The 24,484-nt window shown below is 42.6% G+C and carries 21 protein-coding genes; 6 read left to right on the top strand and 15 right to left on the bottom strand.

Annotated elements, in window-relative coordinates; genetic code table 11:
• Window positions 1-8: 8 nt before the first annotated feature.
• From fliJ to N483_RS06800, 9 genes are all read right to left on the bottom strand, one after another.
• The gene (gene fliJ / locus N483_RS06760) at window positions 9-455 is read right to left on the bottom strand and encodes a flagellar export protein FliJ (protein WP_023401804.1); all 447 of its coding nucleotides are present in this window, start codon (window positions 453-455) and stop codon (window positions 9-11) included.
• Window positions 455-1,798 (bottom strand): flagellar protein export ATPase FliI, encoded by a 1,344-nt coding sequence (gene fliI, locus N483_RS06765; protein WP_023401803.1) that lies wholly within the window; start codon window positions 1,796-1,798, stop codon window positions 455-457. Before fliI ends, fliJ begins: the two co-directional genes overlap by 1 nt.
• Window positions 1,799-1,818: 20 nt before the next feature.
• Window positions 1,819-2,637: a flagellar assembly protein FliH gene (fliH, locus tag N483_RS06770; RefSeq protein WP_023401802.1), complete on the bottom strand. Its 819-nt coding sequence runs from the start codon at window positions 2,635-2,637 to the stop codon at window positions 1,819-1,821.
• Window positions 2,638-2,640: 3 nt separating this feature from the next.
• A complete protein-coding gene (fliG, locus tag N483_RS06775; protein WP_023401801.1) occupies window positions 2,641-3,681 on the bottom strand; it encodes a flagellar motor switch protein FliG in 1,041 nt (346 codons plus the stop codon).
• Window positions 3,674-5,392, bottom strand: a complete 1,719-nt coding sequence (gene fliF, locus N483_RS06780; protein ID WP_023401800.1) for a flagellar basal-body MS-ring/collar protein FliF — start codon at window positions 5,390-5,392, stop codon at window positions 3,674-3,676. The genes fliG and fliF overlap by 8 nt, the downstream gene beginning before the upstream one ends.
• Before the next feature lie 25 nt (window positions 5,393-5,417).
• Window positions 5,418-5,753: a flagellar hook-basal body complex protein FliE gene (gene fliE, locus N483_RS06785; RefSeq protein WP_023401799.1), complete on the bottom strand. Its 336-nt coding sequence runs from the start codon at window positions 5,751-5,753 to the stop codon at window positions 5,418-5,420.
• A gap of 153 nt (window positions 5,754-5,906) precedes the next feature.
• Window positions 5,907-7,316, bottom strand: a complete 1,410-nt coding sequence (locus N483_RS06790; RefSeq protein WP_023401798.1) for a sigma-54-dependent transcriptional regulator — start codon at window positions 7,314-7,316, stop codon at window positions 5,907-5,909.
• Window positions 7,313-8,419: a sensor histidine kinase gene (locus N483_RS06795; RefSeq protein ID WP_023401797.1), complete on the bottom strand. Its 1,107-nt coding sequence runs from the start codon at window positions 8,417-8,419 to the stop codon at window positions 7,313-7,315. The genes N483_RS06790 and N483_RS06795 overlap by 4 nt, the downstream gene beginning before the upstream one ends.
• A gap of 224 nt (window positions 8,420-8,643) precedes the next feature.
• The gene (locus N483_RS06800) at window positions 8,644-11,310 is read right to left on the bottom strand and encodes a leucine-rich repeat domain-containing protein (RefSeq protein ID WP_023401796.1); all 2,667 of its coding nucleotides are present in this window, start codon (window positions 11,308-11,310) and stop codon (window positions 8,644-8,646) included.
• Window positions 11,311-11,502: 192 nt separating this feature from the next.
• Here N483_RS06800 and N483_RS06805 point away from each other — a divergent pair, with 192 nt between their 5' ends.
• A complete protein-coding gene (locus tag N483_RS06805) occupies window positions 11,503-12,108 on the top strand; it encodes a DNA-3-methyladenine glycosylase I (protein WP_023401795.1) in 606 nt (201 codons plus the stop codon).
• Between the two features lie 16 nt (window positions 12,109-12,124).
• Here N483_RS06805 and N483_RS06810 read toward each other — a convergent pair whose 3' ends face one another.
• The gene (locus N483_RS06810) at window positions 12,125-13,561 is read right to left on the bottom strand and encodes a sigma-54 dependent transcriptional regulator (RefSeq protein ID WP_023401794.1); all 1,437 of its coding nucleotides are present in this window, start codon (window positions 13,559-13,561) and stop codon (window positions 12,125-12,127) included.
• Between the two features lie 149 nt (window positions 13,562-13,710).
• Window positions 13,711-14,499, bottom strand: coding sequence for a flagellin (locus N483_RS06815; protein WP_023401793.1), 789 nt, complete (start codon window positions 14,497-14,499; stop codon window positions 13,711-13,713).
• 225 nt (window positions 14,500-14,724) lie between these two features.
• Here N483_RS06815 and pseB point away from each other — a divergent pair, with 225 nt between their 5' ends.
• The 3 genes from pseB to N483_RS06830 are packed head-to-tail and all read left to right on the top strand — an operon-like array spanning window position 14,725 to window position 18,044.
• Complete coding sequence (pseB, locus tag N483_RS06820) at window positions 14,725-15,726, top strand: UDP-N-acetylglucosamine 4,6-dehydratase (inverting) (protein ID WP_023401792.1); 1,002 nt, start codon at window positions 14,725-14,727, stop codon at window positions 15,724-15,726.
• Complete coding sequence (gene pseC, locus N483_RS06825; protein ID WP_023401791.1) at window positions 15,723-16,901, top strand: UDP-4-amino-4,6-dideoxy-N-acetyl-beta-L-altrosamine transaminase; 1,179 nt, start codon at window positions 15,723-15,725, stop codon at window positions 16,899-16,901. Before pseB ends, pseC begins: the two co-directional genes overlap by 4 nt.
• A gap of 9 nt (window positions 16,902-16,910) precedes the next feature.
• Window positions 16,911-18,044: a Gfo/Idh/MocA family protein gene (locus N483_RS06830; RefSeq protein ID WP_023401790.1), complete on the top strand. Its 1,134-nt coding sequence runs from the start codon at window positions 16,911-16,913 to the stop codon at window positions 18,042-18,044.
• A 37-nt stretch (window positions 18,045-18,081) separates the two neighbouring features.
• Here N483_RS06830 and N483_RS06835 read toward each other — a convergent pair whose 3' ends face one another.
• The 4 genes from N483_RS06835 to pseI are packed head-to-tail and all read right to left on the bottom strand — an operon-like array spanning window position 18,082 to window position 22,475.
• Complete coding sequence (locus N483_RS06835) at window positions 18,082-19,632, bottom strand: class I adenylate-forming enzyme family protein (RefSeq protein WP_023401789.1); 1,551 nt, start codon at window positions 19,630-19,632, stop codon at window positions 18,082-18,084.
• Entirely contained in the window at window positions 19,601-21,190 is a 1,590-nt protein-coding gene (locus N483_RS06840) for a PseG/SpsG family protein (protein WP_023401788.1), read from the bottom strand. Before N483_RS06840 ends, N483_RS06835 begins: the two co-directional genes overlap by 32 nt.
• Window positions 21,187-21,435: a hypothetical protein gene (locus N483_RS06845; protein ID WP_023401787.1), complete on the bottom strand. Its 249-nt coding sequence runs from the start codon at window positions 21,433-21,435 to the stop codon at window positions 21,187-21,189. The genes N483_RS06840 and N483_RS06845 overlap by 4 nt, the downstream gene beginning before the upstream one ends.
• The gene (pseI, locus tag N483_RS06850) at window positions 21,435-22,475 is read right to left on the bottom strand and encodes a pseudaminic acid synthase (protein ID WP_036977356.1); all 1,041 of its coding nucleotides are present in this window, start codon (window positions 22,473-22,475) and stop codon (window positions 21,435-21,437) included. The genes N483_RS06845 and pseI overlap by 1 nt, the downstream gene beginning before the upstream one ends.
• 167 nt (window positions 22,476-22,642) lie before the next feature.
• Between pseI and N483_RS06855 the strand changes: the two genes are divergently transcribed.
• Entirely contained in the window at window positions 22,643-23,386 is a 744-nt protein-coding gene (locus N483_RS06855; RefSeq protein WP_023401785.1) for a cytidylyltransferase domain-containing protein, read from the top strand.
• Window positions 23,387-23,394: 8 nt separating this feature from the next.
• The gene (locus N483_RS06860; protein WP_023401784.1) at window positions 23,395-24,459 is read left to right on the top strand and encodes an FkbM family methyltransferase; all 1,065 of its coding nucleotides are present in this window, start codon (window positions 23,395-23,397) and stop codon (window positions 24,457-24,459) included.
• Window positions 24,460-24,484 lie beyond the last annotated feature (25 nt).

The raw sequence follows: 24,484 nt of genomic DNA on the forward strand, positions 1-24,484 counted from the left end.
TCAAGCCACTAATTGAGCAGTTTATTGCGCATAAATATATTAGTCGCAAATTCATCGAGCATTTTTTGCTCTGCTTTTGCTTCTAATCTTTGTTTTTCATCTTGTTTTTTCTCAATCAGCTTAGCGATCGCCTTTACTTTTGCCTGCTGAGATAGCCACAGCTTTCTTCGCTGCTCAACAACTCGTTTTGCAGTTGCAACCGTATTCGCTTGTTGTTTGATGGCCTCTTCAATTTTATTTATGAAGCTATGATATTGGGTAAACCCGCTACTACTTAGCCCCTGCTGCGCCTTTGTATGCAGTTGTTGTGTATATTCCAAGCGAAAATCATTTAACCCTTTGAGCTTCTGTTGATTCTCATTCAGGCTATTTTCGGCTTGTACAAAATTAATTCTCAGTGAATCTTCTTTATCTGTTTCAAGCTTATGTAACAAAGATAATTTATCTGCAGCCATTAACCTTGTCCTAGTATTTGTGATAAGCCTTGTAAGCACTCATCATAGTTAAGTACATCTTTCATACCTTGTTGCAAGAACCCATTTACAGTCGGCATCATCGCTATCGCTTGATCTAACATAGGATCACTCCCTTTTTGGTATGCCCCTAGGGTGATCATGTCTTTGTTCTGTTGATACATTGAATAAACCTGCTTCAGTACTCTTGCTTGCTGCATATGCGTATCTGATACAACTTGAGGCATAACACGACTAATGGACTTTTCAATGTCGATAGCGGGATAGTGCCCGCTATCAGCCAGTTCTCTAGACAATACAATGTGGCCATCAAGAATTGCCCGTGCTGAGTCTGCAATTGGATCTTGCATATCATCCCCCTCACTAAGCACAGTAAAAAATGCAGTAATTGAACCCTGTCCTTCACCTCCGTTACCTGCTCGCTCTACCAGAGCTGGTAACTTGGCAAATACAGAAGGCGGATAGCCCTTTGTTGCAGGCGGCTCACCAACAGCCAAAGCAATTTCACGTTGCGCCATTGCATAACGTGTTACCGAATCTAAAAGTAATAAAACGTTTAGTCCTTGATCTCTAAAATACTCAGCAATGGTGACTGCACTTTCACAGCCTTTTAACCTCATCAAAGGAGATGCATCTGCTGGTGCGGCGACAACGACAGAACGACGGCGACCTTCGGCACCCAGTATGTCATCTATAAACTCTTTAACTTCTCGCCCCCGCTCTCCGACTAGGCCTACCACGATGACATCTGCTTCACTGCCTCGCGTCATCATGCCAAGCAGTACCGACTTACCCACACCACTACCAGCAAACAGTCCCATCCGCTGCCCCTGTCCAACTGTGATGATGGAATTTATCGCTCTAACTCCCACATCCATTGGCTCTTTAATTGGTCTTCTTGCAAGGGGGTTTATGGGGGCTTGTGCGAATTTCAGTCGTGTATCGGCTTGAATTGCACCTAAGCCATCTAAAGGTCTACCTAAACCATCAACGACCCGGCCTAATAACCCCATACCAACAGGCAAGCCCGCTTCTTTAACTTGAGGAATAACCCGTGCGCCAGGTAAGACACCTGATATACGATCATTTGGCATGAGATACAGAACATCATTATTGAAACCTATGACTTCAGCATCAATAAAGCCATTTATTGTTTCAATCTTGCACTGACTGCCTACTGCAGCATTTAAACCTTTCGCTTCTAGGGTCAGCCCAACAACACGTGTTAGGCTCCCCGCAACGGCAACACCGAAAGGGTGAATATGTTTTTGATACTTATTTAAACGTTGTGCAAACGACTGACTTTGTGATTCAAGATCTGACATGACACATGATGCGGTTATTCTTAGATACCGCTATCATGCAAAAACTTTTCCAATATTTCAGTTAGGCGCGTTTTTATTGTTAAATCGATAGAAGAGATAGGCGATTTTATTTCACATCCACCGCGTTCGAATGTTGGCTCAGGGATCAGTTGCCATTGCTGCTTTTGTATCATTTCTGCGCCGTACGCCTCTTCCACTAGCGCCAAGTCTTCTGGGTGAAGATGTACTTTTAACTGTACCTCTGCAATTGGCAGCGCATCCAAACCTTTTTTCAACGCTTGAAGAATTAAACTAGGATTGGCTTTAATTTCATGAAAAGTGATTTGTTGCGTCAATAAACTGACAAGTTCTATCAATTGCTTTTCACACGCCTCATCAACTTGCTTCAGTGGGTCATGCATCTTTTCAATCAGAGAGGATAACGTGTGTAGCCTTTCTTCCACCAAGGGCTTAGCATCTTCAAGGCCCTGTTGTTTACCGATCTCAAGTCCCTCTTTTTGACCCGCTTCGTTTCCTTCTTTAGCGCCTTTTTCAAAGCCTTCTATGTATCCTTGTTCGTGACCCTGTTTGAGGCCCTCATCATAGGCATCTTGGCGGATTTGTTCTAACTCTTCAAGCGTCAGAGTGGGGATTTCTGGCTCAACTGCTTCAGGTTCAACATTGCGCTCGGTTTTGGTGTATAGCTCTTCTAGGGGCGTACCCATCGCTGTTGAACGCCCCGACAAACCACTCAGATCCTCTTTCACATCTGGAATGGGCCAATCTTCTAAGTGCTCTAATAATGCATCGACTGCATCACCTTGCACGGGTCTGCCGCGTTGTAACTTAGGTTCAGACATGGTTTATAAGAACTCCTCACCGCCACCGCCGCCAAGCATGATCTCTCCTGAGTCAGCCAAACGTCTTGCTGTTGCTAATATTTCTTTTTGTGCCGCTTCTACTTCACTAATACGAACAGGTGGCATTGCTTCAAGGTCATCTGCCATCATTTCTGCGGCACGCTTCGACATATTGCTAAGGATCTTGTCTTTCAAGGAGTCATCAGCGCCTTTAATGGCCTTCATTAACACATCCTGCTGCACCTCGCGTAATATTGCCTGAATACCTCTGTCTTCAACATCCATTAAGTTTTCAAACACGAACATAAGGTCTTGGATCTGCTGCGACATTTCTTCATCATGTTCGCGGATAGAATCCATTAACTGACCTTCCACGTTCGTATCAAGGTAGTTCATGATGTCAGCAGCCGCTTTCAAGCCACCCATCTTCGCAGCCTGTGCCCCAGCTTGCCCTGCAAACTGTTTCTCCATAATTTCGTTTAGCTCTTGCAATGCAGCTGGTTGTACTTCTTCCAAGTTCGCAATACGCATTGTTAAATCAAGTCGTACTTTCTCAGTAAACTGCGACAAAATTTCCGCAGATTGCTCCGGCTCTAAATACGACAAAACGATAGTTTGGATCTGAGGGTGCTCATTTCGAATGATATTTGCAACCTGCTTAGAGTCCATCCATTTCAATGAATCTAAACCCTTCGCGCCTGAGCCCATGACAATTTGGTCAATTAAGCTCGCGGCCTTATCTTCACCCAACGCAGCCGTTAATGCCTTTTTAATGAAGTCTTCTGATTGGAAACCTATGGTACTAAAGCTTTGAATTTGTTCGATGAACAGATTATGTACCGCACTAATTTTAGATTGCGACAGGTCATCTATCGCGGCCATAGCCATACCGACTTTTTGCACTTGCTTAGGCTCTAAGTGCTTTAAGATTTGCGCCGCATCTTCCTCTGTTAGGCTCAGAAGCAAGATGGCTGCCTTGTCGACACCATCTAGCTTCTCAACATCGAATGTTGGGGGCAGTTGTTTTTGTTCTTCATCACTCATCTTCAGTTAACCACGCTTTGACCACTTGTGAAGAAAGCTCTGGTTCATTTGCTACCAATGCACGAACCGCTTTCAATAGATCTTCATCTCCATGTAAGTCTGGCAATTGTAATGTACCATCCGAGGAGAAGCCAACAGCTGATTCATCAAAGTCATTACTTAACATATCTAAAGTACTATCTCCTAAGTCTACACCAGCAGTAAGTGCATCCTCATCGTAGTCCTCAAGTGTATCATCTGGGTAAATAAGTCTTTTCAGCATAGGGCGAACTACTGCCATTATCAATACAATGATAACCAAAGCACCTGCTGCTAAACGGGCAACTTTCATAAACCACTCTTGTTCCCACAGTGGTTGCTCTGATGCCTCTAGAATATCTTCACGTACAAACGGAACAGTAACAACCTCTAGCGCATCACCTCGCTGCATATCGAAACCAACACCACCTTGCAGTAAACGACGAATGTTATTTAATTCTTCTTGAGCGCGGGGCACCATGGAAACATTGCCTTCTGCGTCCGCTTTTGCGACATAATCGACTGCTACTGAGACACTGATCCGACGGATCACGCCAGTTTGTTGACGCTTATGAGAAATCGTTGTATCCAGCTCGTAATTGCGCGTAGCCTCTTTTTGCGAACGACTCGGAGTCGTGCCTTTACCGCTGCCACCAGCACCTGCTACTTCAGGAATATTCGAGTCCATCGGTGGCTGATTACTCAACGCACCTGGGATACCTGCGGTTATCCCGCCAATGTTACTCTCTTCAAAAGTGGTTTCGCTGCGCACTGCAGGTAAGTCAGGGTTAAAGCGCTTTTGCGTTTCTTCAACCGCACTAAAGTCCATGGTCAAGTCAACTTGTGCTGTGAAATTGCCCAGCCCAACAACCGGGATCATAATGCTGTCTATTTTAGATAGATATTCAGATTCACGTTTGCGTTCAATTTCATATTCTTTGCGTGAGCGAGCAGCCAATGAATCTTGAGAACCTGAATTGAGCAGTCGACCATTTTGGTCAGTCACAGTAACACGTGATGGCTCTAAGCCCTGTACCGCGGACGCGACGATATCTACAATTGAGTCAACCTCTTCACCATCTAGTGTACGGCCGCGTTTCATTGTTAATACCACAGTCGCTGAAGGCTTTTTCTCTCTGCGAGCAAATACATTCTCTTTAGGTATCGCCAACAATACTTTTGCACGATTGATGTCTTGCAACTCTTCAATTGTGCGAGCTAGCTGCTGCTCTCGGCTATGCTTTAGTCGCTCTCTTTCAAGACGTTGACTCACACCAAAACCCATATCTTGCATTAAGATATCTGCGCCTGACGACGGTGATTGTGAAAACCCATCTCGCGCCATTTTTAATTTGATATTTTGGTAGTCCGATTCGGCAACCATGATGGTATTGCCTTCAAGGTCATACTCAATTTTTTGCGCGTCTAAAAAGTCTAGGGTTTGCACCAATTCATCAGTGGGATATTGACCCAGCGGACGCATATCTGGCTGACGCGCCCAAATGATGATGAAAACAGCGATTGCCAAGCAAATTGCCAGTGCGATGACGAGCGTAACTTGACGTAGCATATCAACGCCGCTCAAAGCGCTAAAATAGCCAGACTTTTGCTCTTGCTGGGTGTCTGCGCCTTCAGCTACAGCACCTGCTTGGTTGTCTGAAAGTGCTAAATCTGTCGTTTGATTCGTAGCCACAGTTACTCTCCAATCATCTCTTCAATTATACCGGCATGCTCATGATATCTTTGTAAGCTTCTACAAGTTTATTACGAACTTGTACAGTTGCTTCAAAAGCGACCGATGATTTATTTTTTGCAATCATCGCCTCTGCCAAAGAGACACTGCGATCTCCCATTTCAACGGCTGTCACTTTTTCTTTTGCGTCTCTTTGCAACCCGGCCACTGTATTCAATGCATTTTGCAGTACGTCACCAAACTGTGCCGTTGACGTAGCAGCACTTTCTTGAATAGGCGGCTTCGCCTGTGGTTGAACTCGGCCCGCTTGCGCTGCCATAGATTGCATTTCTTGATATAGACTGGTGTTTTGAATTTTCATGTCGCTCACCCTGTAAATACTCTTACACTGGATAAAGCACTAATCATGCCAACTTTTAAACCTTTAATTTCAAAAGGTTACAAGTTAATTTGGAGGGGCAATATTTTGACAGGTTATAAAGCAACCAGTTGATAACTGGTTGCTTTATATAAATTAGGCTGGAACTGGTAATCCTAAATCTCGCATTTTAGCTAATTTATATCTTAGCGTTCTGGGGCTTATTCCGAGTATTTCCGCTACGTCCTTACGCTTACCGTTACAACGCGTTAATGTATCCAGAATAATTTGATGTTCCTTGTCTTGGAGCTCTTCTTTGTAGCTCAGGCTATCTACTGGTGTTGTATGGTTTTGCTCTTCACCAGGCTCTACTTTAAAAGGAGATGCATCCAATTCCACTGGATTTGGGTTGAGGATGGTTTCTCCTGAAGCTTCAATGGGAATCAAATTTTCAATAAAAACATCCGCATCAGATACTTCATTGCCTTGTTGTAGAATAAGGGCACGCTGAACTACGTTATCGAGTTCCCTAACATTACCCGGCCATGCATGTTGCAATAATTTTTGCTGAGCAGCCACAGTAAGCTGAGGTGTCGGCTGGTTGGACTTTTGACAATGTCTGTCCATTAAATGCATCGCCAAAGGCACAATATCTGCGGCTCTGTCTTTCAATGGTAGCCATGTTAACGGAAATACATTCAGGCGATAGTATAAATCCTCACGGAATTTGCCTTCTGCAACCGCATCTTTTAAATCTCGGTTACTGGTTGCCAAAACTCTGACATCCAATTCAATGGTTTTCCTACCACCTAGCCTTTCAACTTCACGCTCTTGTAATACACGGAGCAGCTTAGCTTGCAGACCTAGATCCATTTCGGTGATTTCGTCAAGTAAAATGGTCCCCTTTTGCGCTTGCTCAAATTTACCTGGACATGCTTGAATCGCCCCGGTAAAGGCACCTTTTTCATACCCGAATAATGTTGCCTCAAGCATGTTTTCAGGTATTGCAGCACAGTTAATTGCAACAAAAGGTTCACTCTTTCGCTCAGAGTTGTCATGGATATAACGTGCCAAAACTTCTTTACCTGAGCCACTTGGACCCAACACCATGACACTGGCATCTGACAACGCCACTTTTTTGGCGAGATTCAAAAGCTGCAAACTTTTTTCATCTGCAACAATTGGCCCATCCGTTTCTTTCTCTTTCTCCGGCATGTAACGGCTGACCATATTGAGTAGCACCTCTGGCGCAAATGGCTTAGCCATGTAATCAATGGCACCCAAGCGCATTGCTTCTACAGCATCATCAATGGTTGCATAAGCCGTCATCATCAATACCGGTAAATTTGGAAAGTTCAGTTTAATACTTTTGAGCAAGTCAATACCGCTCATCTGACCCATTTGAACATCACTGACAACCAGTGAGAAGCTCTGCTGTTTTAGCAATATCATTGCTTGCTCAGCGCTATCTGCCTCAACACAATCAATACCGGCGAGCTCTAGAGTATCCAAAAGTGCTTCACGTAAACCTGCGTCATCTTCAACGACTAGAATTTTATTGCTCATACAACCTCCTGAAGTTGAGTATGTTGAGAAATGGGTAATAGCATACTGAAGCATGCTCCTCCGTTTTGCGCGTTGTTCACTTCAACGCGCCCTTTATGCGAGTTGGCCACTGAGCTAACAACTGCTAACCCCAACCCAGTACCCTGTGATTTGGTGGTAAAAAATGGTTCAAATAATTTATCGGCTACCGTCATATCCACGCCCGGGCCGTTGTCACACACAGAGATCCGCACAAGGTCTGCTTCGTCTCTCACTGCACTCAAGGTAATTTGAGCACCGGAGCCAATAACCTGCACACTGTTGTGAATAAGATTCTGAATAGCGCTAGCAAGTGCTGTTTTATTGCCGATAATTTCTATATCCGGATCAGGTAAAATAACCTCTAGCTCTGCATTATTAAGCGATAACATGGCATCAGATCCCGCTTTTACTTCATTGAGTAATTGTTGCATAGAGACCTGCTCAATCACTTGTTGCTCACCACTTTTGGCAAATAACAACATGTCGTTGACTTGATTTTCGAGGTCTTTAAGACGCGACATTAATTTGTTATGAAACTTTTCGCGGGATTTAGCTGGCAAGTTTTCACTGCCTAGGTTAGCGCCGTAAAGCATAGCGGCTGAAAGCGGTGTACGGACTTGATGCGCAAGTGATGCAACCATCTTACCTAATGCACTTAAGCGTTGCATATGGGCAACACGCGCCTGCAAACGTCGCGTTTCAGTCAAGTCTGTCATTAGAATCAATTGGCCTGGCTCTGGCGTTAGGGCTGTGATCTCAAGTTTGATCAAACGACCGTCACGCAGTGACACCTCATGACCATCATCTTGTTGCGGACTAAAAGAACGCTGAATGATGTTGAACCATTTTTCGCCCTCAAGCGGTTCGCCAAGCATATCTTTGGCTATCTGGTTTGCTTTGGCAATCATGCCCTGCCCATCTAATACAACTATGCCTGCGGGCATAGTGTCAACCAAATGGCTCAACCAACTTGCCTGCTGTCGCAAATCACTCAGCTCACCAATATACGCTTCTTGCAGTAAGCAAGGGTTAAATTGGTTTTCTGGCACAAATTGTGGGTTTATCACTTTCGCTAACGCCATGACACTACTCTCATGAATCTTCCTAATATGAACAAAGCAAATGGCGTGCCAAATTTATTTTCCAATAATTACAGTGTGTTAGATTAAGTTTTTAAGCAGACAAAACTTTGACACAGCTTTATGTAGTCAAATCATGTGCCATATTTTAAGAGGAGTTATAGATGAAATGCGCAGAAGTAAACACAAAATAAGGCTGATCTCAATCAGCCCTATTGACGGTCAATTTAATAGCTAATATTGGTGTATCCTTGGGCTACCATTTCCGCCAAGTACGCTCTTGTAGAAGCTGATAATGGACTATAAATTAAAGAAATCTGTGCTTCTTTATTGTTGATCCCGTCTATGCCTGACACTCTATTCATATATGAAAAGCCGCCATAAAAAGACTCTAGACTGGTTAAATTCTGAAAGTCGAACTGCGTTACTAATGTACCGTCGATACTCATTGACTTAATTTGATTGTGTTCTGGTATTTCAATACTAGAAATCTTTGTATTTGATAACCCTATTGACTCAACCTCAGGGAAGTTATCCAAACTCACGCTGTTTAAGTCGCTATTTGATGCATATAGACTGATTAGCTTTGGCGCATTAAACTGCGCAAGACTAGTTAATTTACTATATGAAAGATCAAGTACTTCCAAAACCTGCTGTGCTTGTGTGTCAATGTTTAATGCCAAGAATGGGTTGCCACCTATATGTAATTGTTTTAAGTAAGGAACACCAGTTACCTCAAGCGAAGAGATATCGTTTGCACGTAAATCAATATACTCAAGAAACTCGCTGATACCTGTGGAGAAACTTGTGAGGGAATTATCTGACAACTCAAGATGCGTGATATTTGGTAATTGTGTATTCCAAGATTTAAGATTGTTTTGAGACAAAACAAGTGTTTTAAGGTTGTCCGCCCCATTCAAATCAATTGCTGATAATTGGTTTTGATAAGCGCGGAATTCAGTGATTGAACTTACATTACCAATTGCAATCGAGGATATTTGGTTGTGCGAAATTTCGACTACCTCTATGTTCTCTGCATTTGATATATCTAGCTCTACCAATTCATTGCCAAATAAATTAACTGTTTTCAAACTTTTGTTGTTAGCTAAATTTATACTTTTCAAGCCGATGCTAGCCAAGCTAACGTCGCTTAATTCCGGTACTTGAGAAAAGTCTAAACTCTCTATACTACCTCCACTGATACTAAAGCTCGTCATGGCTTTAAAGTTGCTTGGCTGTAGCTCGTTCAAGTTCGTACTCTGTAAATCAAGGGTAGTAATTTTATTATTTGCATTCACACTGAGAGAAACAAGCGGGTTTGACGCCAAATAAAGGGCAAAAGACAATTTACTATTTTTAGACAGATCTAATTGGCTTAACTTATTTTGAGATGCAAATAGAGAGGTTAATTCGGTGTTGTTAGACAAATCAAGTGTAGCAATCTTATTGTCTGAAACACTGAGGCTTGTCAGCATAGTTAAATGCGATACTGAAAGTGATTCAAGACTGTTGCTAGAAGCATGTAATTCCACAATACTGTCCGCTCCAGATATATCCAAAGAAGATAACTGATTGTCGTATAGCTCCAATGTCGTTAGCTTGTCAAAGTTTGTTAAATTTAGTTCAGTTAAAAAGTTATTGTTTAATCTGAGCTCTTCAAGGTTATTAGAACCAGAAAGGTCAATGGACTTTAGCTTTGCATAAGATGCATCTAAGTAAGCTAGTTTAGGTTTATTTGTTAACCCATTGACTTCAATTGTGCGGTCATAAAAAGAGCCAATATTGACATAGTCTAGATTTGTATTTTTACTAAAATCCATATATTCAAGCGGCACCGCCGTTAGGTTTATCGTTTTTAACTTAATTTGATTACTCAGATCAAGCGTGCTCAAACCTTGATACTCAAGCACTATTTCTAATAGTTCATCATTATTCTTGAGATCTAAAGCTGTTAGTACCCCTTCACACCCTTGGCTCTTATAACAACCAGGTACCCTTAAAAATGTCAAAGGTGATGCGTCTGGTAGTATTAGTTCGGTGAGAGGCAACCAAAGTAATTCAACACGCTCCAAACTACTTGTTTTGCTGAGATCTAAGCTCTTTAAATTCCCTTCATTGATGTAAATATCTCGTAGAGCAGAATTGTCCGCCAAGGTTAATCCAGAAAGGTCAGCATTGAATAGGCGAATTGTTTCTATACTGGGAGCACGGGATAAATCAACCTTGCCAATCGGTTTAAGCGTATCGTTTGAAATTTCAAAATATCTGAGTTTTTCGCTGCCCAATAATTTTATATCGCCTTTCAATTCACTATTTCTGAGAGTAAGTTCTGTTAGTTCTGTCAAATTCTCAATACCATCCAACGACACAACACCCTCACAGTGTATTGCAGTTAGATCAGACGAATATATGTAGCCATCGACACAAGTAGCAAAAGCAGCATCTTTAATATTAAACATCTCAGAGAGCTTCATACCATTGTCTTTGGCTATGAATGGCAGGTCTAATGAGCGTTGGACTTTGTTGCCAGATTCTTCAACAATCCATGAGACTAACAAACTTGCATCAGTATCACTCGTTAACTCCGGGACTGAAAAGGACAACGATTTTGCAGTAGTATCGAGTGACACCTGCTCAAAGTAAGCGATCTCAGGGATAGAAATTGACGCTTTGAGTTCGCTCATACCCTTTTCATCACCCGAAACGTTATAAGTCACTGTATATGTATGTAACTCAACATAACTACTGCCTAGCTGCGCTGTGACATCAGCCGGGGCAAGTTTATTATCTGTTCCTTGGCTCGCGTTATTTGATGTACTAGGGCTTTCACTTCCGCCGCCCCCACCACATGCAGTCAGTGCAACTGCAAACAGGGCAACTAAATAATTCTTCATTTTATTACCTTTATGAAATATAAAAAATAGAAAACGCTGCAATTATATACCGAAATTAGGGATAAACACATTTCTATCGAGAGTTTATTAACATATACATAAACAATGTCTTATATCTAAATACACCTATGAATTGTCAAAGCATCAGTTAAAATATTAATAGAGAATGTATAACGTTTCCCCGGACGAAATATGTGTAAAAGATGCCTATGGCTCGATGAGAGCAAACCCGACTATGTGGCCTATCATGATGATGAGTGGGGCGACCCTATATGGGACGACAATAAACTATTTGAGTTTATCACTTTGGAGTCTGCTCAAGCTGGGCTCAGCTGGTATACGATTTTAAAAAAGCGTGCGAATTATAGAGACGCATTTCATGATTTTAATGTTCAATTGGTTGCGAATATGAATGAAGGGGATGTTGAACGCTTGATGCAAAACCCTGGTATTGTTCGAAATAAAGCAAAAATAGTCGCCACCATAAACAATGCGCAGCGCTTTATTGAAGTACAACAAGCCTACGGAAGCTTTGCCAAATATCAATGGGAATTTGTCAATTTCACTCCCATTGTTAATGACATTAAAAGCAAAGAAGATTACCCAGCTACCAGTGAAATAAGTATTCGATTTGCGAAGGATTTAAAAAAGAAAGGTTTTAAGTTTTTAGGTCCTACTACTGTATATGCACATATGCAGGCATGTGGCATGGTCAATGACCATGATAACGACTGCCATAGAAAACAGCCGTTAATTGACAAGTTGGCAACGCTAGATTTAGCCAATAAGCTAAACTAGCGCCTAGAGTACAACCTTAGTCTCTATTAAGGTTGTACTTTTTCATTTTCTCAACCAAAGTAGTGCGCCTCACACCCAAAATTTCAGCAGCGCGTGCCACAACGTAGTCATATCGCTCAAGCGCTTGCGTGATCAGGCTTATTTCCAGTTCAGCCAAATAATCCTTTAATTCAATTCCCTCGTCTGGCAGTAGACCAAGCATGGGTTGATCAGGTGCGACATCAACATCTTCTTCTTCAAAGTCGCTAAAGCCCTCGCTGAAAAGCTCGTTGAACGCATCTTTCTCCATCAGCTCTTCTGGGTATTCAGGCTCGAATGCTTCTACTTCAATATAACGGTATTTTGATGGTAAATCAGTGACATCCACCAGCTTATCTGGAAACATAATGGCCATACGTTCTACCAAGTTAGCCAGTTCTCGAATATTGCCTGGCCACGCATGAGATTTAAGGCTTTCGATTGCTCGATCAGTAAACTTAACAGCTTTATTGCCTTGCTCAGTCACTCTTCGTAAAAGCTCTTTAAGCAATAAAGGGATGTCGTCAACACGTTGGCTCAAAGATGGATTTTCAATTGGGAAAACATTTAAGCGATAGAAGAGATCCTCACGGAATTTGCCCTCTTCAATCATATGCTCAAGATTTCTGTGTGTAGCGGCGATGACTCTGACATTTGCTTGAATAGGTTTAGTACCACCCACTCGCTCGTAGCTTCGCTCTTGTAATACACGCAGTAACTTTACCTGCATTTGCAGTGGCATATCACCAATTTCATCTAAAAACAGCGTACCGTTTTGAGCGAGCTCAAAGCGACCCTTTCGAGCTGAGATCGCACCTGTAAATGCGCCCTTCTCATGACCGAACAATTCACTTTCAAGCAGTTCACCGGGAATGGCACCACAGTTGACCGGTACAAATGGGCCAGAAGATCGATTTGAGAGCAAATGAACATTGCGCGCCACCACTTCTTTACCCGTACCAGACTCACCTAAGATCAAAACGTTGGCATCTGTTTTGGCAACTTGTGAAATTAAAAAGCGCACATCCTTAACTGCTTCAGTATCACCAACTAGGCCATCAAAAGACTTTGCATCTCTGCCTTGGTTTGTTTGGCCTGGTAGCAAACTCAAATATTGCTGACAGTCGTGAAGTAACTGCATTGTCACATCATGGCTAAACGGCTCACTGATTAAACCAATCACATTTGCAAGAGACAACAAAGGCCTGAGAGTTTCACCTACTAGAATAAAAGGCTGGGCAGGCAAGCTTTTTATATGGCGCTCATGATCCAATCCTTCGAGTGCACCCAATACAACTTTACATTCTTGATATTTTTTAACCAACTCGGGAGAAAATTCTGATTCAACCACGACACGAGCAGGTTGTCCACAAAATGAAAGTGCGGCTGCTAGTCCAGAGGCGCGATTATTGTTGTTATCGATGATCAGTATCATTTGGACTGGATCCGAGAGTATTTATAAGTCTATGGTTATGATTGTAAGGGAGTATAATAGGGATGCAATACCTAAGTGGCATTTTATTGACGTAAACGCCAAATAAATGCCACGGGGTATGTTTCAAATCAATACAATAGTATTAATTTTTACTGTAGTAGTCCAAGTACTGACGACGCAGACTGATTAGCTTGGCCTCGAAGTGCAATGGATGCCTGAGACAAAATATCGTTTGCAGTTCTTTCAGCAGCAGCTTGTGCAAAATCAGTGTCGGCGATGCGACTTTGACTTTCAGCAATTCTGTCACTTTGGTTACCTAAACCGCGAATCGTGCTATCTAACGTATTTTCAAAAGCCCCCAATTGTGAGCGCTGTGTATTAACGTCTTTTGCAACTTGATCTGCAGCGGTAATGGCGGCTTGTGCACCCGCTTGAGTTGAAATATCAACACTTAAGATACCTGCGGCGACAGTTCCATCAGTTGGCGTGAAACTTTGGGTTGTATTTGCATCCGGACCAACCTGAAAACTGGCCTGTTGTCCGTCAAATAATGGATCACCACCAAATGTTGTATTTTCGAAAGTCTCTGTAATTTGCGTTTGCAGCTGTGACACTTCATCTTGAAGCGCTTGTCTATCGCTGTCAGTTAACGCTCCACTACCAGCTTGCAGAGATAATTCCCTGATCCGGCCGACAGCATCGTTAACACCAGACAATGCTGAGTCGGCTGTTTGAGAATATGAAATGCCGTCATACGCATTTCGGATTGATTGGTTATACCCCTCTTGTTGAGAGGTTAAACGATTAATAATCTGCAGCGCTGCTGCATCATCAGCCGCTGAGTTTACCTTTTTACCCGTCGCTAGTTGCTGGTTTAATTTATTATTCGTTTGCTCAATCCGGTTAAAGAAAGAGTTACTCGGTGAATTGACTTGCATGACACCTTCCTCCGCAATACCCATTGTTCCAGTCTACGCCTATTAGTGCAAAAAGTCACCTATAGCTTAAAATTCACTACTCAGTCCCTGTTAAATACTGCAAAAAATAAAAAAGTGATATAAAGTATTGAGTAATCACTTTTTTTAGGATGCAGGGGCAAAATCTTTACCTAATACTTTTTTCCATAGTGTAAAGAAATGATTGCACCTTTAGATGGGTAAAATATGTTTGATAACAAAACAATCTTGATTACTGGCGGAACTGGCTCCTTCGGTAAGAAATACGTCAAAACTCTGCTTGAAAGGTATCGCCCTAAAAAGATTATAGTTTTTTCTCGCGACGAACTAAAACAATTCGAAATGCAGCAAACTTATAATGCCTCGTGTATGCGATACTTTATCGGTGATGTCCGAGATAGAGAAAGACTACGCAGAGCCATGCAAGGCGTAGATTACGTTATTCATGCAGCGGCATTGAAACAAGTACCTGCGGCTGAATACAACCCAATGGAATGCATAAAAACAAATATAAATGGCGCAGAAAACGTGATCGAGGCCGCCCTCGATTGTAATGTCGATAAGGTTATCGCGCTCTCCACCGATAAAGCTGCAAATCCAATCAATTTATATGGCGCTACAAAATTGGCTTCGGACAAGTTATTTGTCGCAGCGAATAATATTGCAGGTGGACACAAGACAATGTTTTCGGTGGTTCGCTATGGCAATGTCGTGTGCTCGAGAGGTTCAGTCGTACCCGTTTTCCAAAATTTTATTGACGAAAACAGAGATCATATTCCAATTACCCACCCAGATATGACTCGATTTTGGATAAGTTTGCAGCAAGGCGTTGATTTTGTTCTTAAGAATTTTGAACGTATGTTAGGTGGCGAAATCTTCGTTCCTAAAATTCCATCTATCAAAATAACCGATTTGGCAACCGCTATGGCGCCCAATTTGAAACAGAAAATTGTTGGGATCCGACCTGGCGAAAAGCTCCATGAAGTAATGTGCCCAGAAGACTTATCATTTGATACCTATGAATTTGATGATCACTTTGTCATCGCGCCGGGGATCAAATTCAGTAGTCGGACAAATAATTTCGACACCAATGCCCAAAATGAGAAAGGGAAGCCTGTACAGCCTGGGTTCGAATATAATTCTCTTTCTAACCCTGAGTACTTATCTGTGGAAGAAATTGTAGAATTTAATAAACAGGCTTTATTATGATCCCCTACGGAAAGCAAACGATATCACAACATGATATTGATGCTGTTGTAGATGTATTGCAGTCAGACTGGCTAACACAAGGGCCAAAAGTTCCTGAGTTTGAAAGAACTGTCTGTGAATATAGCCACGCCCAATATGGCACTGCAACCAACAGTGCTACCTCAGCACTGCATATTGCATGTCTCGCTTTAGAAGTCGGACATAACGATATTGTTTGGACCTCCCCTAACTCATTCGTAGCGTCGTCAAACTGTGCCCTGTATTGTGGTGCAAAAGTTGACTTTGTCGACATAGACGCAAATACCGGGAATATGTGTATTGATGCTCTGTCTAGCAAACTTAAGCATGCACGCACCAATAATATATTACCAAAGGTACTTATACCCGTTCATTTCGCCGGTCAATCATGCGATATGCAAGCCATTGCGCAACTTGCAGAACAATACGGCTTTAGTGTCATTGAAGATGCTTCACATGCTGTAGGTAGCAAATATCAAGATCTCCCCGTTGGCAATTGTCAGTTTTCCGATATCTGTATCTTTAGTTTTCACCCTGTGAAAATAGTGACTACTGCAGAAGGTGGTATGGCGCTGACCAATCAGCCTGAGCTCGATAAAAAACTCAAGCTCTTTCGCAGTCACGGAATTACAGCAGATAAATCACAATTGCAACAAGAAGCCGACGGCCCTTGGTATTACGAACAACAAGCACTGGGGTTTAATTACCGCATGACTGATCTACATGCGGCTTTGGGTATTTCTCAATTTTTGCAGCTTGACCAATTCGTCGCCACACGTAACCAATTGGCCAGTTATTACGACAAGCAGTTGAGCAACCACCCGAAAATTCAACCACTGGAGCAAAGCGAAAGTGTCTACAGTGCATATCACTTGTATGTTGTTAGAGTAGCATCTGCGACTGCTGATATTCACAGACAATTGGTTACACAACTGAGAAGTAAAAATATATTTTGCCACGTGCATTATATCCCTATTTACTTGCAACCTTATTATCAGGAACTAGGCTTCAAGGCCGGGTATTGTGCAAACGCTGAGGCTTACTATCACAGCGCGATTACTTTGCCTTTATTTCCAGCATTAACACAGCAAGAACAAGAGTATATTGTCGAGACATTGACTGAATCACTCGCAGCCTTAGAAATACCAACTCAATAGGAAACACAGATGTCAAAACACTGTTTAAAACTCGCATTTATCGGTGGTGGTGCCAATTCAGCAGTGGGCTACGTGCATTTTTCTGCGGCGCAATTGGACAACAGATTCAAAGTGGTTGCGGGGGCTTTTAGTCGAGACAGTGAACACAACTTACTCACAGCACAACAGTGGGGTATCGAAGCCAAGCATACCTACAGCAACTGGCAAACCATGCTAGAACAAGAGCAGCACAATATTGATGCGGTGGTTGTTCTGACGCCCACACCTCACCACTTGGAAGTGCTTGAAACGCTTTTTAAACTCAACATTCCAACCATTTGCGAAAAGTCTTTGGTGTGTGGAAGTGATGAAATGCAACAATTAGCTAAATGCTATAACCCAAAAAAACACTTTTTGGCAGTCACTTTTAACTATTCTGGTTATGCCATGATTAGAGAGCTTAAGAGTTTAATTAAGTTAAATAAGCTTGGAGATATTCAAAAGATCCACCTTGAGATGCCACAAGAAGGGTTTAAACGTCCACCTGAAATTGCGGGTAAAGCATCTCCTCCCCAATCTTGGCGTTTGCAGGACTATGCCGTACCAACGATTTGTCTTGATTTAGGTGTACACCTGCATCACCTCTCAAGTTATCTGCTAGATTTGGAACCAACACAGACCAGTGCGCTGTATGCTACACACTCTCAGTACCCAAATTTGGTCGATGATGTGCAGATGTTGCTTAAATACCCAAACAACATTACTGGCAGTATGTGGATGTCAAAGACGGCCATCGGTCACAGAAATGGCCTAAAGGTAAGAGTGTATGGTACAGAGGGAAGCGCAACCTGGTATCAACTCAACCCGGATGAATTGGAGCTGTACTTTAACGATGGCCGCCGAGAAATATTAGACCGGGCTGGGCAGTGTCAGTACGCTCACCAGTTTAGATACAATCGAATGAAACCTGGGCACCCAACCGGATTTGTTGAGGCCTTTGCTAATTTATACACGGATATTCATCAAGCGCTGTGCAGCTATTTAAATTCAGAAGAAAACGCCAACGAGTATGTCTTTGGCTTTGATCAAGCACGGGACGGATTGGCATTATTTGAGGCTGCAACTCGCTCAAATCAGTCTGGAAGTTGGGAAGTCGTCAAATAAATTGGTTATCTAAGTGAAGGGCTAGCCCTTCACTTCGTTATTGATTTTGCAGTTTAACATCATTTCTGAGCACTTTACCCATTTGATTCCTAGGGAGTTCACTTAGACGTACAAACGTTCTCGGCTGCTGATAATCTGTCAGCTCCTGTAAGCACATTAACCGCAATGCTCTATCTATCGACGCTTCACCTTGCTGCTCGTAGACTACTTTAATGATTTCACCTAGCTGTGGCTCATCTACACCAAATGCGACACAATCGATAACATCAGGATGGCGCTTGATCACAGCTTCAATATCTTGGGGGAATATATTGATACCGCCACTGGAAATTACCTCTTTTTTCCGCCCTACATAGTACAAATACCCCGACTCATCGAGATAGCCTAAATCACCAGTATAAAAATACCCTTCTTTATCGTAGGCAGCTTCTGTGGCATCCGGCATTTTATGATAACCGCTGAAACCTGTAAGCGTTTTACAGGCAATCTCCCCCACCACACCTTGCTGAACAGGCTGACCAACTTCTGAACATATTTTAACGTTAACAAATGGCAAAGGACGCCCAACACTACCATTTTTTTCTGGAGAATCTGACACACAAAAGTCGGTCACTACTCCCACTTCAGAAGCCCCATAACACTCGTGAAATGCACATTGTAATCTGCTTAGTAATGCACGTTTCGATTCAGCATTTAGCACTGCGGACGAAGAGACTAGGCAGCGCAACGAGCTCAAGTTAAAAACCGGCCCTTGATAGGCGAGAAAGCTCTCTAACTGTGCAGAAACCGCAAACAAAAAACTAATACGATGCGTTTCAATCGCATCCAGCCAGCCCTGCAAGGCAAATTTAGCCATAATTACCGTTGTTGCGCCAAGCATTAAGGGCATAAGCACGCCTCTTTGAGCCAAAGAATGATACAGTGGTGTCGCAACCAATACTTTGTCATTCTCATCCAAGCCATAGTAATTCTGAGTCGCTTCAATAGCACGCATGATTTTACAGTATTGGCTAAGCACAATGGGCTTCGGTGTTCCGGTTGAACCTGAAGTCATTGTTAATATAAACGGCGCATTTACATCCACTTGTTGGGGTAACTTCTGCGTAGAGGGGCTTAATGGTGTTTGGCGTTCAAAGACTTCTTGCCAAGTAATCTCTCCGGCAACGCTTTTCTCAAAGCTAATCAGCTTATCTTTTTCTATGAGATCTTTTTCAAGCAAGATTTTACTGATACTGGGCCAAGACAAGACAGCTGCAACTGGTGTTTTTTTAAGTGCGACCTCAAGGGCTGTCCCTTTGAGGCTGATCGGTAAAGGTACAACCGCCAAGCCAATTTTTGCGGCGGCTAATAAGACGACTGGATACTCAATCCCGTTGGGCGCAAACAGAGCAATTCGATGGCCTGAATTTAGCCCAATATGCTCAAAGTATGCCGCCAACTGGCAAACTTTTTGGTCCAAGTCTCTATATGTTAAATATGTATGCTTAAAAATCACAGCAGTTTTGTCTGGCGCCGCTAAAACACGGCGTTTAAAGATTGGATATATACCGTCCATATTAAGCTCTACTCGCTGGGAATTTTGCGACATAATTAAACTCATCTTCTGATGCTTGAGGAAATAACCTTTGCGTGACGGAAAACTCTTGAGATTCTGGCGTCAAAGCTACAAAACCTTCCTTTTGGTTCAACAAATTTACAAATTTATTGTCTTTGTTGATCACAGCCAGCCACACCGCCTCTGGGTGCTGCGCTGCGCAGTATTCTAGCTGCCAATTTAGAATAAGTTGTGCGTGCACAAAATTAACGTCATTGCTGGCGGCAAACCATCCACCAAAGAGGTAATCTTGCTGGTTATCTCGATACACCTGATGCCACACATAAATGAGCGGTTTGTTGTCTTTTTCTAACACATACGAATGACGATTATTGTTAAACCACCATGCATAGTGATCAACTTCTTTAATGGTATCTGTTATCGTCATACGCCACATATTTTCACTGCGATTGCGTGCTCGCAAATAACCATTTACATCATTATTTGTAACTTTGCGCACGTGAAGCGAATCAGACAGCTCTGAAACAACCTCAACTGCATTGCTAGACTCAGGTTGTAGCTGTTTGCGTTGCTTCACTGGTGTCCCTAGCAAGGTATCTGCGATGCGTTCTTGGCCCAAGCCATCGACATGAACACTAGGGTGCCTGCGCTGCGCTGCAATGGTACTGCGATGTTCAAATAACGTAATAATAAGCTTATACACATTACTGACTGGGTAATCTAGCAGATCCGGAACGTGGTAATAGTGTCCAAGATCTTGCAAATTTTCAATCTCGTTATGTTGGTTTACAGCAAGCGAGAAAGTCAGCGCAGGTGTTTTCGTCACAGCTAATTCGTACAAAGATGTACCAAGCGCACCGACAAATAACCCCGTTTTTCTGTAAATAGATGCCAAACTCTTAGGCGCATCGACTAGTACTAAATTGTCGAATTGATTCTCTAGTTGGCGTAACTTTTCGGTATTCAGCGCTTTTGGCCCTATCACAGCCAATATATTGCATGTTTGTTCACCACAAAGGAAAAGTTGTTCAATAACCTCTGTTAGCTGAGTCCAATCTCCGCCGCCACCCAATGAGAAAGTAATGGTATCCGGCCTTTGCTCTAAGCTTTCATTTTCCTGATATTCAGGAGCAAGAATGGCAAATTCAGGTCCTAGCAAACAGTCTGTACCCGGTGCCACCAAGTTCTCATATCTTGAGTGAGTATCCTTACCTGCCCATTTCATATCAACAACCAGATCTGCGTGATGTTCGCGGCCTAAATCATCCATACTCATGAGCTGAACACCGTGCTGTCGGGCCTCGTCCTCCCATGTCACATCAAAGCCATAGCCATCCAAAACGACCCATTGAATATTCATAGCTTGAGCGTCTAAATAGGATAGGCAAAATTCAGCATCCTCTCGGCAGTTTTGAAACTTAGGCACCCAGACAATTTTCGCTTGCAGCGGCGCCATAAACTCACCAACAGCTGCGTTTTCATCAATAAGAAACACTGTCTTAGCGCCTCTACCTTCAAGCGCTACAGCGAGCCACTTCATACGCATAAAGTGGCCCATACCACACTGTGTATCAACCCGAAAAGCTATCATGCCTGTTCCAGCATTGCAGTTACTAGATTACCAACAATGGCATTATTTTCATCTAACAGTAATGAAGGCGATACCACAATCGAGAAATGTGCCTCAAGCCCCATTGTTAAAGAGAGGATCTCAAATGAATCTAGGGCACCTTCGGAAATAAAGTTGTAACTTTCCAGCTCTGAAGTGCTTAACAAAACGCCACGCTCTTCCATAAATTGCTGAATGTACTCTAGTAATGCTTCTTTTGTAACCATTACAGCATGTCCTCCCAACGTAACTGCGTGCCGCATATCAACGGCTTATTAACTCGGCGTCCTATCAAGTTAGGTAACTCTTTAGGCATAATTTCTCCACCACCAGGACGCATTTGTCTTAAATGTTCCGCGGTCAAAACTTCGTTGGCCTGAATATCTTTGACAATATAAACACAGCGACGGGCTTTAGATGCTTCACTCGGATAATGAACCGTCCCCATGGCTTTTTCTATTTGTCGCACACCGTGGACCAAAGCTTTTAACTCATCAGGCGTCATCGAAAAAAAGCTATCAGCAGTGTTGTCTTTTTTATCTAATACGAAGTGCTTTTCAATCATACACGCTCCCACGGCCACCGATGCCAAAGGCACATCATTTCCGAGCGTATGATCCGACAAACCAACAGGACAGCCAAACGCTTCGCGCAGGTGCGGCATGGTCCGCAAATTAATTGACTCGGCAGGGGCGGGATAGGTGCTTGTGCACTTCATCAAGGCTAACTCCTCAATTCCCGCATCATGGGCTACTTTAACCGCTTCTGCAATTTCAGTGAGGGTCGCCCCACCCGTTGACATAATCACGGGCTTTTTAGTTGCCGCGACATCTCGGATCAATTGATGATCGATAAGCTCTGGAGAAGCAATTTTATATGCCGGGGCATCAAATTGCTCGAGTAAATCAACTGCGGATTTATCAAATGGAGAGGAAAAACAAGTCAGCTCCAATTTATTTGCCAGTTCAAATAGCTCAGCATGAAAATCCCAAGGCATATAAGCGCCTTGATAAAGGTCGTATAAATATTGACCTTGCCAGGGACCCGTAGCTTCAAAGTGCGGCAACTTACAGTTCATCGTAAGCGTATCTGCTGTATATGTTTGCAGTTTAATCGCATCGGCACCAGCTTCTTTGGCCGCGTATACTAATTCTTTGGCTTTAGTCAGTGATTGACCGTGATTAGCAGACATCTCGGCAATGATATAACATGGAAAGTCATGACCAACATCCCTGCCCGCAATTTGGAATTGAGATTTAAAATTCACAATGCTCTCTTCTTTTTTTGGCATATAACTTTAACTGTGTAAGCAAATATCGCGCCGACAATTAACATTGGTACAAAAAGCACCCAACGCCAATAAATACAACGCACACAATCACTTTTTTATTCTGTATTTGAGTGTAATGATTTGCTATATTGAACGCAATTATAATGATAACAACGACTTCGATGGAAAACGTTCAAATCATCATTCAAGCGCGAATGACGTCAACCCGTTTAGCGGGAAAAGTACTCTTACCATTGTGTAATTCAACCGTCTTGCAGGTTATGCTGCAAAGGCTCAATGAGTTTAAAGATCACATCGTTATTGCGACCACGAATGACGGTTCGGAAGCCCCCATTGTCGAACTCTGTAAAAAGAATAAAATAAAATATTATCAAGGCAGCACCGAAGATGTGTTATCGCGTTATTACGAAGCGGCGACTCTATTTGGAGCCACCGACGATACAACCATAGTGAGGCTGACAAGTGATTGCCCTCTCATTGACCCTCAATTAACGAGACAAGTGATAGAGAAGCATCGTCAATCTCAATATGATGTTGTCAACCTAGGACCGCACAGCGGATACCCTAGAGGGTTAGATTGCACCGCTTTTTCATATCAATTATTGAAAAAGACCCATCTCTTGGCCACCAGCGCGCCCGATAGAGAACACGTGACACTTGGTATGGCAAAGTTTTGCTCAATATCAACGTACTCATTTGCCGAAGGAGAGTCTTTGGATCACTGGCGTCTCACGCTTGATGAACCAGATGACTATACGGCAATTAAAGCAATTTACGCTCAGTTCGGCGATAACCTTGATTTTTCCTATCTCGAGCTAAAAAAACAATTAAAGGAAAAGCCTGAACTTACCGATATAAATAAACACGTAAGTCAAAAAACTGTTTAGGGGAAACAATGGAATATATTATTTATGGTGCGGGTGGCAATGGTAAGGCCATTTTCGACGCCATGTCTAAACAGGGTGACAATGTATTATTTTTCATTGACTTATACTCAACTGAAGATAGCTACAAAGGCGTCCCAATTTATAAACCTGATGCCGTAGAGCCGAGTGAAACGCCAGTTTTAGTGTCGCTTTCTTGCCTAAGCCAAGTGGTCAAAAAGCAACTTGAACTCAAAGGCTTTAAAAACTGTTATAACTTAAATGAGGTGATGACAGGGTTTAAATATATATTTGACGCCTTTTTTGACGTTTCACATAAGCAAGCACTACAGCAAAGTGAAATTCAGTTTGTTGACAAATTAGATAACCTTCACAGTAAACTTGCCAATGCTCAAAGCAAGCAGTGTTTAGAGCGGATCAGAAAATTTAGGCAAAACCCAAATTATGACACCTATTTGGAAAATGATTGGGAAACCCAATATTTTCCAAAAGAGCTAATGTCGAAAGGCCTCGTTCAATCGCCATTTAAAATGGTTGATTGTGGCGCCTTTAACGGGGATACGCTGCAGCTCGCCACAAACATTACGCAGCAATATGATATTGAGTTCGACAGTATCGTTTGTTTTGAACCCGACCCAAAAAACTATCAAAATTTAATGACTAGACTCAGAGGAAAGAACGGCGTATTTCCTCGCGTTTTTACACAGCAAGCCGGAGTGTGGTCTAAAAATACAACCCTGAGCTTTAGCTCATGCGGAGACCAAAGCAAAATAACAGAAGATGCGAACGCACAGAGCAATAGTCTGCAGGTCGCAAAAATAGATGATGTTTGTTATGGACTCGCACCCAACTACATAAAAATGGATGTGGAAGGCGCAGAAATTGAAGCCTTAAAAGGGGCATCTGAGATTATTACCGATTTTAAGCCGAACCTGGCAATTTCAGTGTACCACCATCCAGAACACTTATGGCAAATAGCTGAGTTAATTGAAGAACTCCACAGCGAATATCAATTTTACTTACATGCACACGGCGATTTTTGTAATGAGATCGTGCTCTATGCAATAGCAGAGTAATACAGTAATTCCGAGCAGAGAAAAC

It is taken from the genome of Pseudoalteromonas luteoviolacea NCIMB 1944 (genome assembly GCF_001625565.1).
GTDB lineage: Bacteria > Pseudomonadota > Gammaproteobacteria > Enterobacterales > Alteromonadaceae > Pseudoalteromonas > Pseudoalteromonas luteoviolacea_F.

Bases quoted from the DNA above. Each gene is read 5' to 3' on its own strand.
- fliH (WP_023401802.1), bottom strand. From the start codon at position 2,637: ATGTCTGAACCTAAGTTACAACGCGGCAGACCCGTGCAAGGTGATGCA.
- N483_RS06855 (WP_023401785.1), top strand. From the start codon at position 22,643: ATGATAACAACGACTTCGATGGAAAACGTTCAAATCATCATTCAAGCG.
- N483_RS06845 (WP_023401787.1), bottom strand. From the start codon at position 21,435: ATGGTTACAAAAGAAGCATTACTAGAGTACATTCAGCAATTTATGGAA.
- N483_RS06795 (WP_023401797.1), bottom strand. From the start codon at position 8,419: ATGGCGTTAGCGAAAGTGATAAACCCACAATTTGTGCCAGAAAACCAA.
- N483_RS06810 (WP_023401794.1), bottom strand. From the start codon at position 13,561: ATGATACTGATCATCGATAACAACAATAATCGCGCCTCTGGACTAGCA.
- N483_RS06830 (WP_023401790.1), top strand. From the start codon at position 16,911: ATGTCAAAACACTGTTTAAAACTCGCATTTATCGGTGGTGGTGCCAAT.
- pseC (WP_023401791.1), top strand. From the start codon at position 15,723: ATGATCCCCTACGGAAAGCAAACGATATCACAACATGATATTGATGCT.
- N483_RS06790 (WP_023401798.1), bottom strand. From the start codon at position 7,316: ATGAGCAATAAAATTCTAGTCGTTGAAGATGACGCAGGTTTACGTGAA.
- N483_RS06815 (WP_023401793.1), bottom strand. From the start codon at position 14,499: ATGCAAGTCAATTCACCGAGTAACTCTTTCTTTAACCGGATTGAGCAA.
- N483_RS06800 (WP_023401796.1), bottom strand. From the start codon at position 11,310: ATGAAGAATTATTTAGTTGCCCTGTTTGCAGTTGCACTGACTGCATGT.
- fliE (WP_023401799.1), bottom strand. From the start codon at position 5,753: ATGAAAATTCAAAACACCAGTCTATATCAAGAAATGCAATCTATGGCA.
- N483_RS06805 (WP_023401795.1), top strand. From the start codon at position 11,503: ATGTGTAAAAGATGCCTATGGCTCGATGAGAGCAAACCCGACTATGTG.
- fliG (WP_023401801.1), bottom strand. From the start codon at position 3,681: ATGAGTGATGAAGAACAAAAACAACTGCCCCCAACATTCGATGTTGAG.
- fliJ (WP_023401804.1), bottom strand. From the start codon at position 455: ATGGCTGCAGATAAATTATCTTTGTTACATAAGCTTGAAACAGATAAA.
- pseB (WP_023401792.1), top strand. From the start codon at position 14,725: ATGTTTGATAACAAAACAATCTTGATTACTGGCGGAACTGGCTCCTTC.
- N483_RS06840 (WP_023401788.1), bottom strand. From the start codon at position 21,190: ATGATAGCTTTTCGGGTTGATACACAGTGTGGTATGGGCCACTTTATG.
- fliI (WP_023401803.1), bottom strand. From the start codon at position 1,798: ATGTCAGATCTTGAATCACAAAGTCAGTCGTTTGCACAACGTTTAAAT.
- N483_RS06835 (WP_023401789.1), bottom strand. From the start codon at position 19,632: ATGTCGCAAAATTCCCAGCGAGTAGAGCTTAATATGGACGGTATATAT.
- N483_RS06860 (WP_023401784.1), top strand. From the start codon at position 23,395: ATGGAATATATTATTTATGGTGCGGGTGGCAATGGTAAGGCCATTTTC.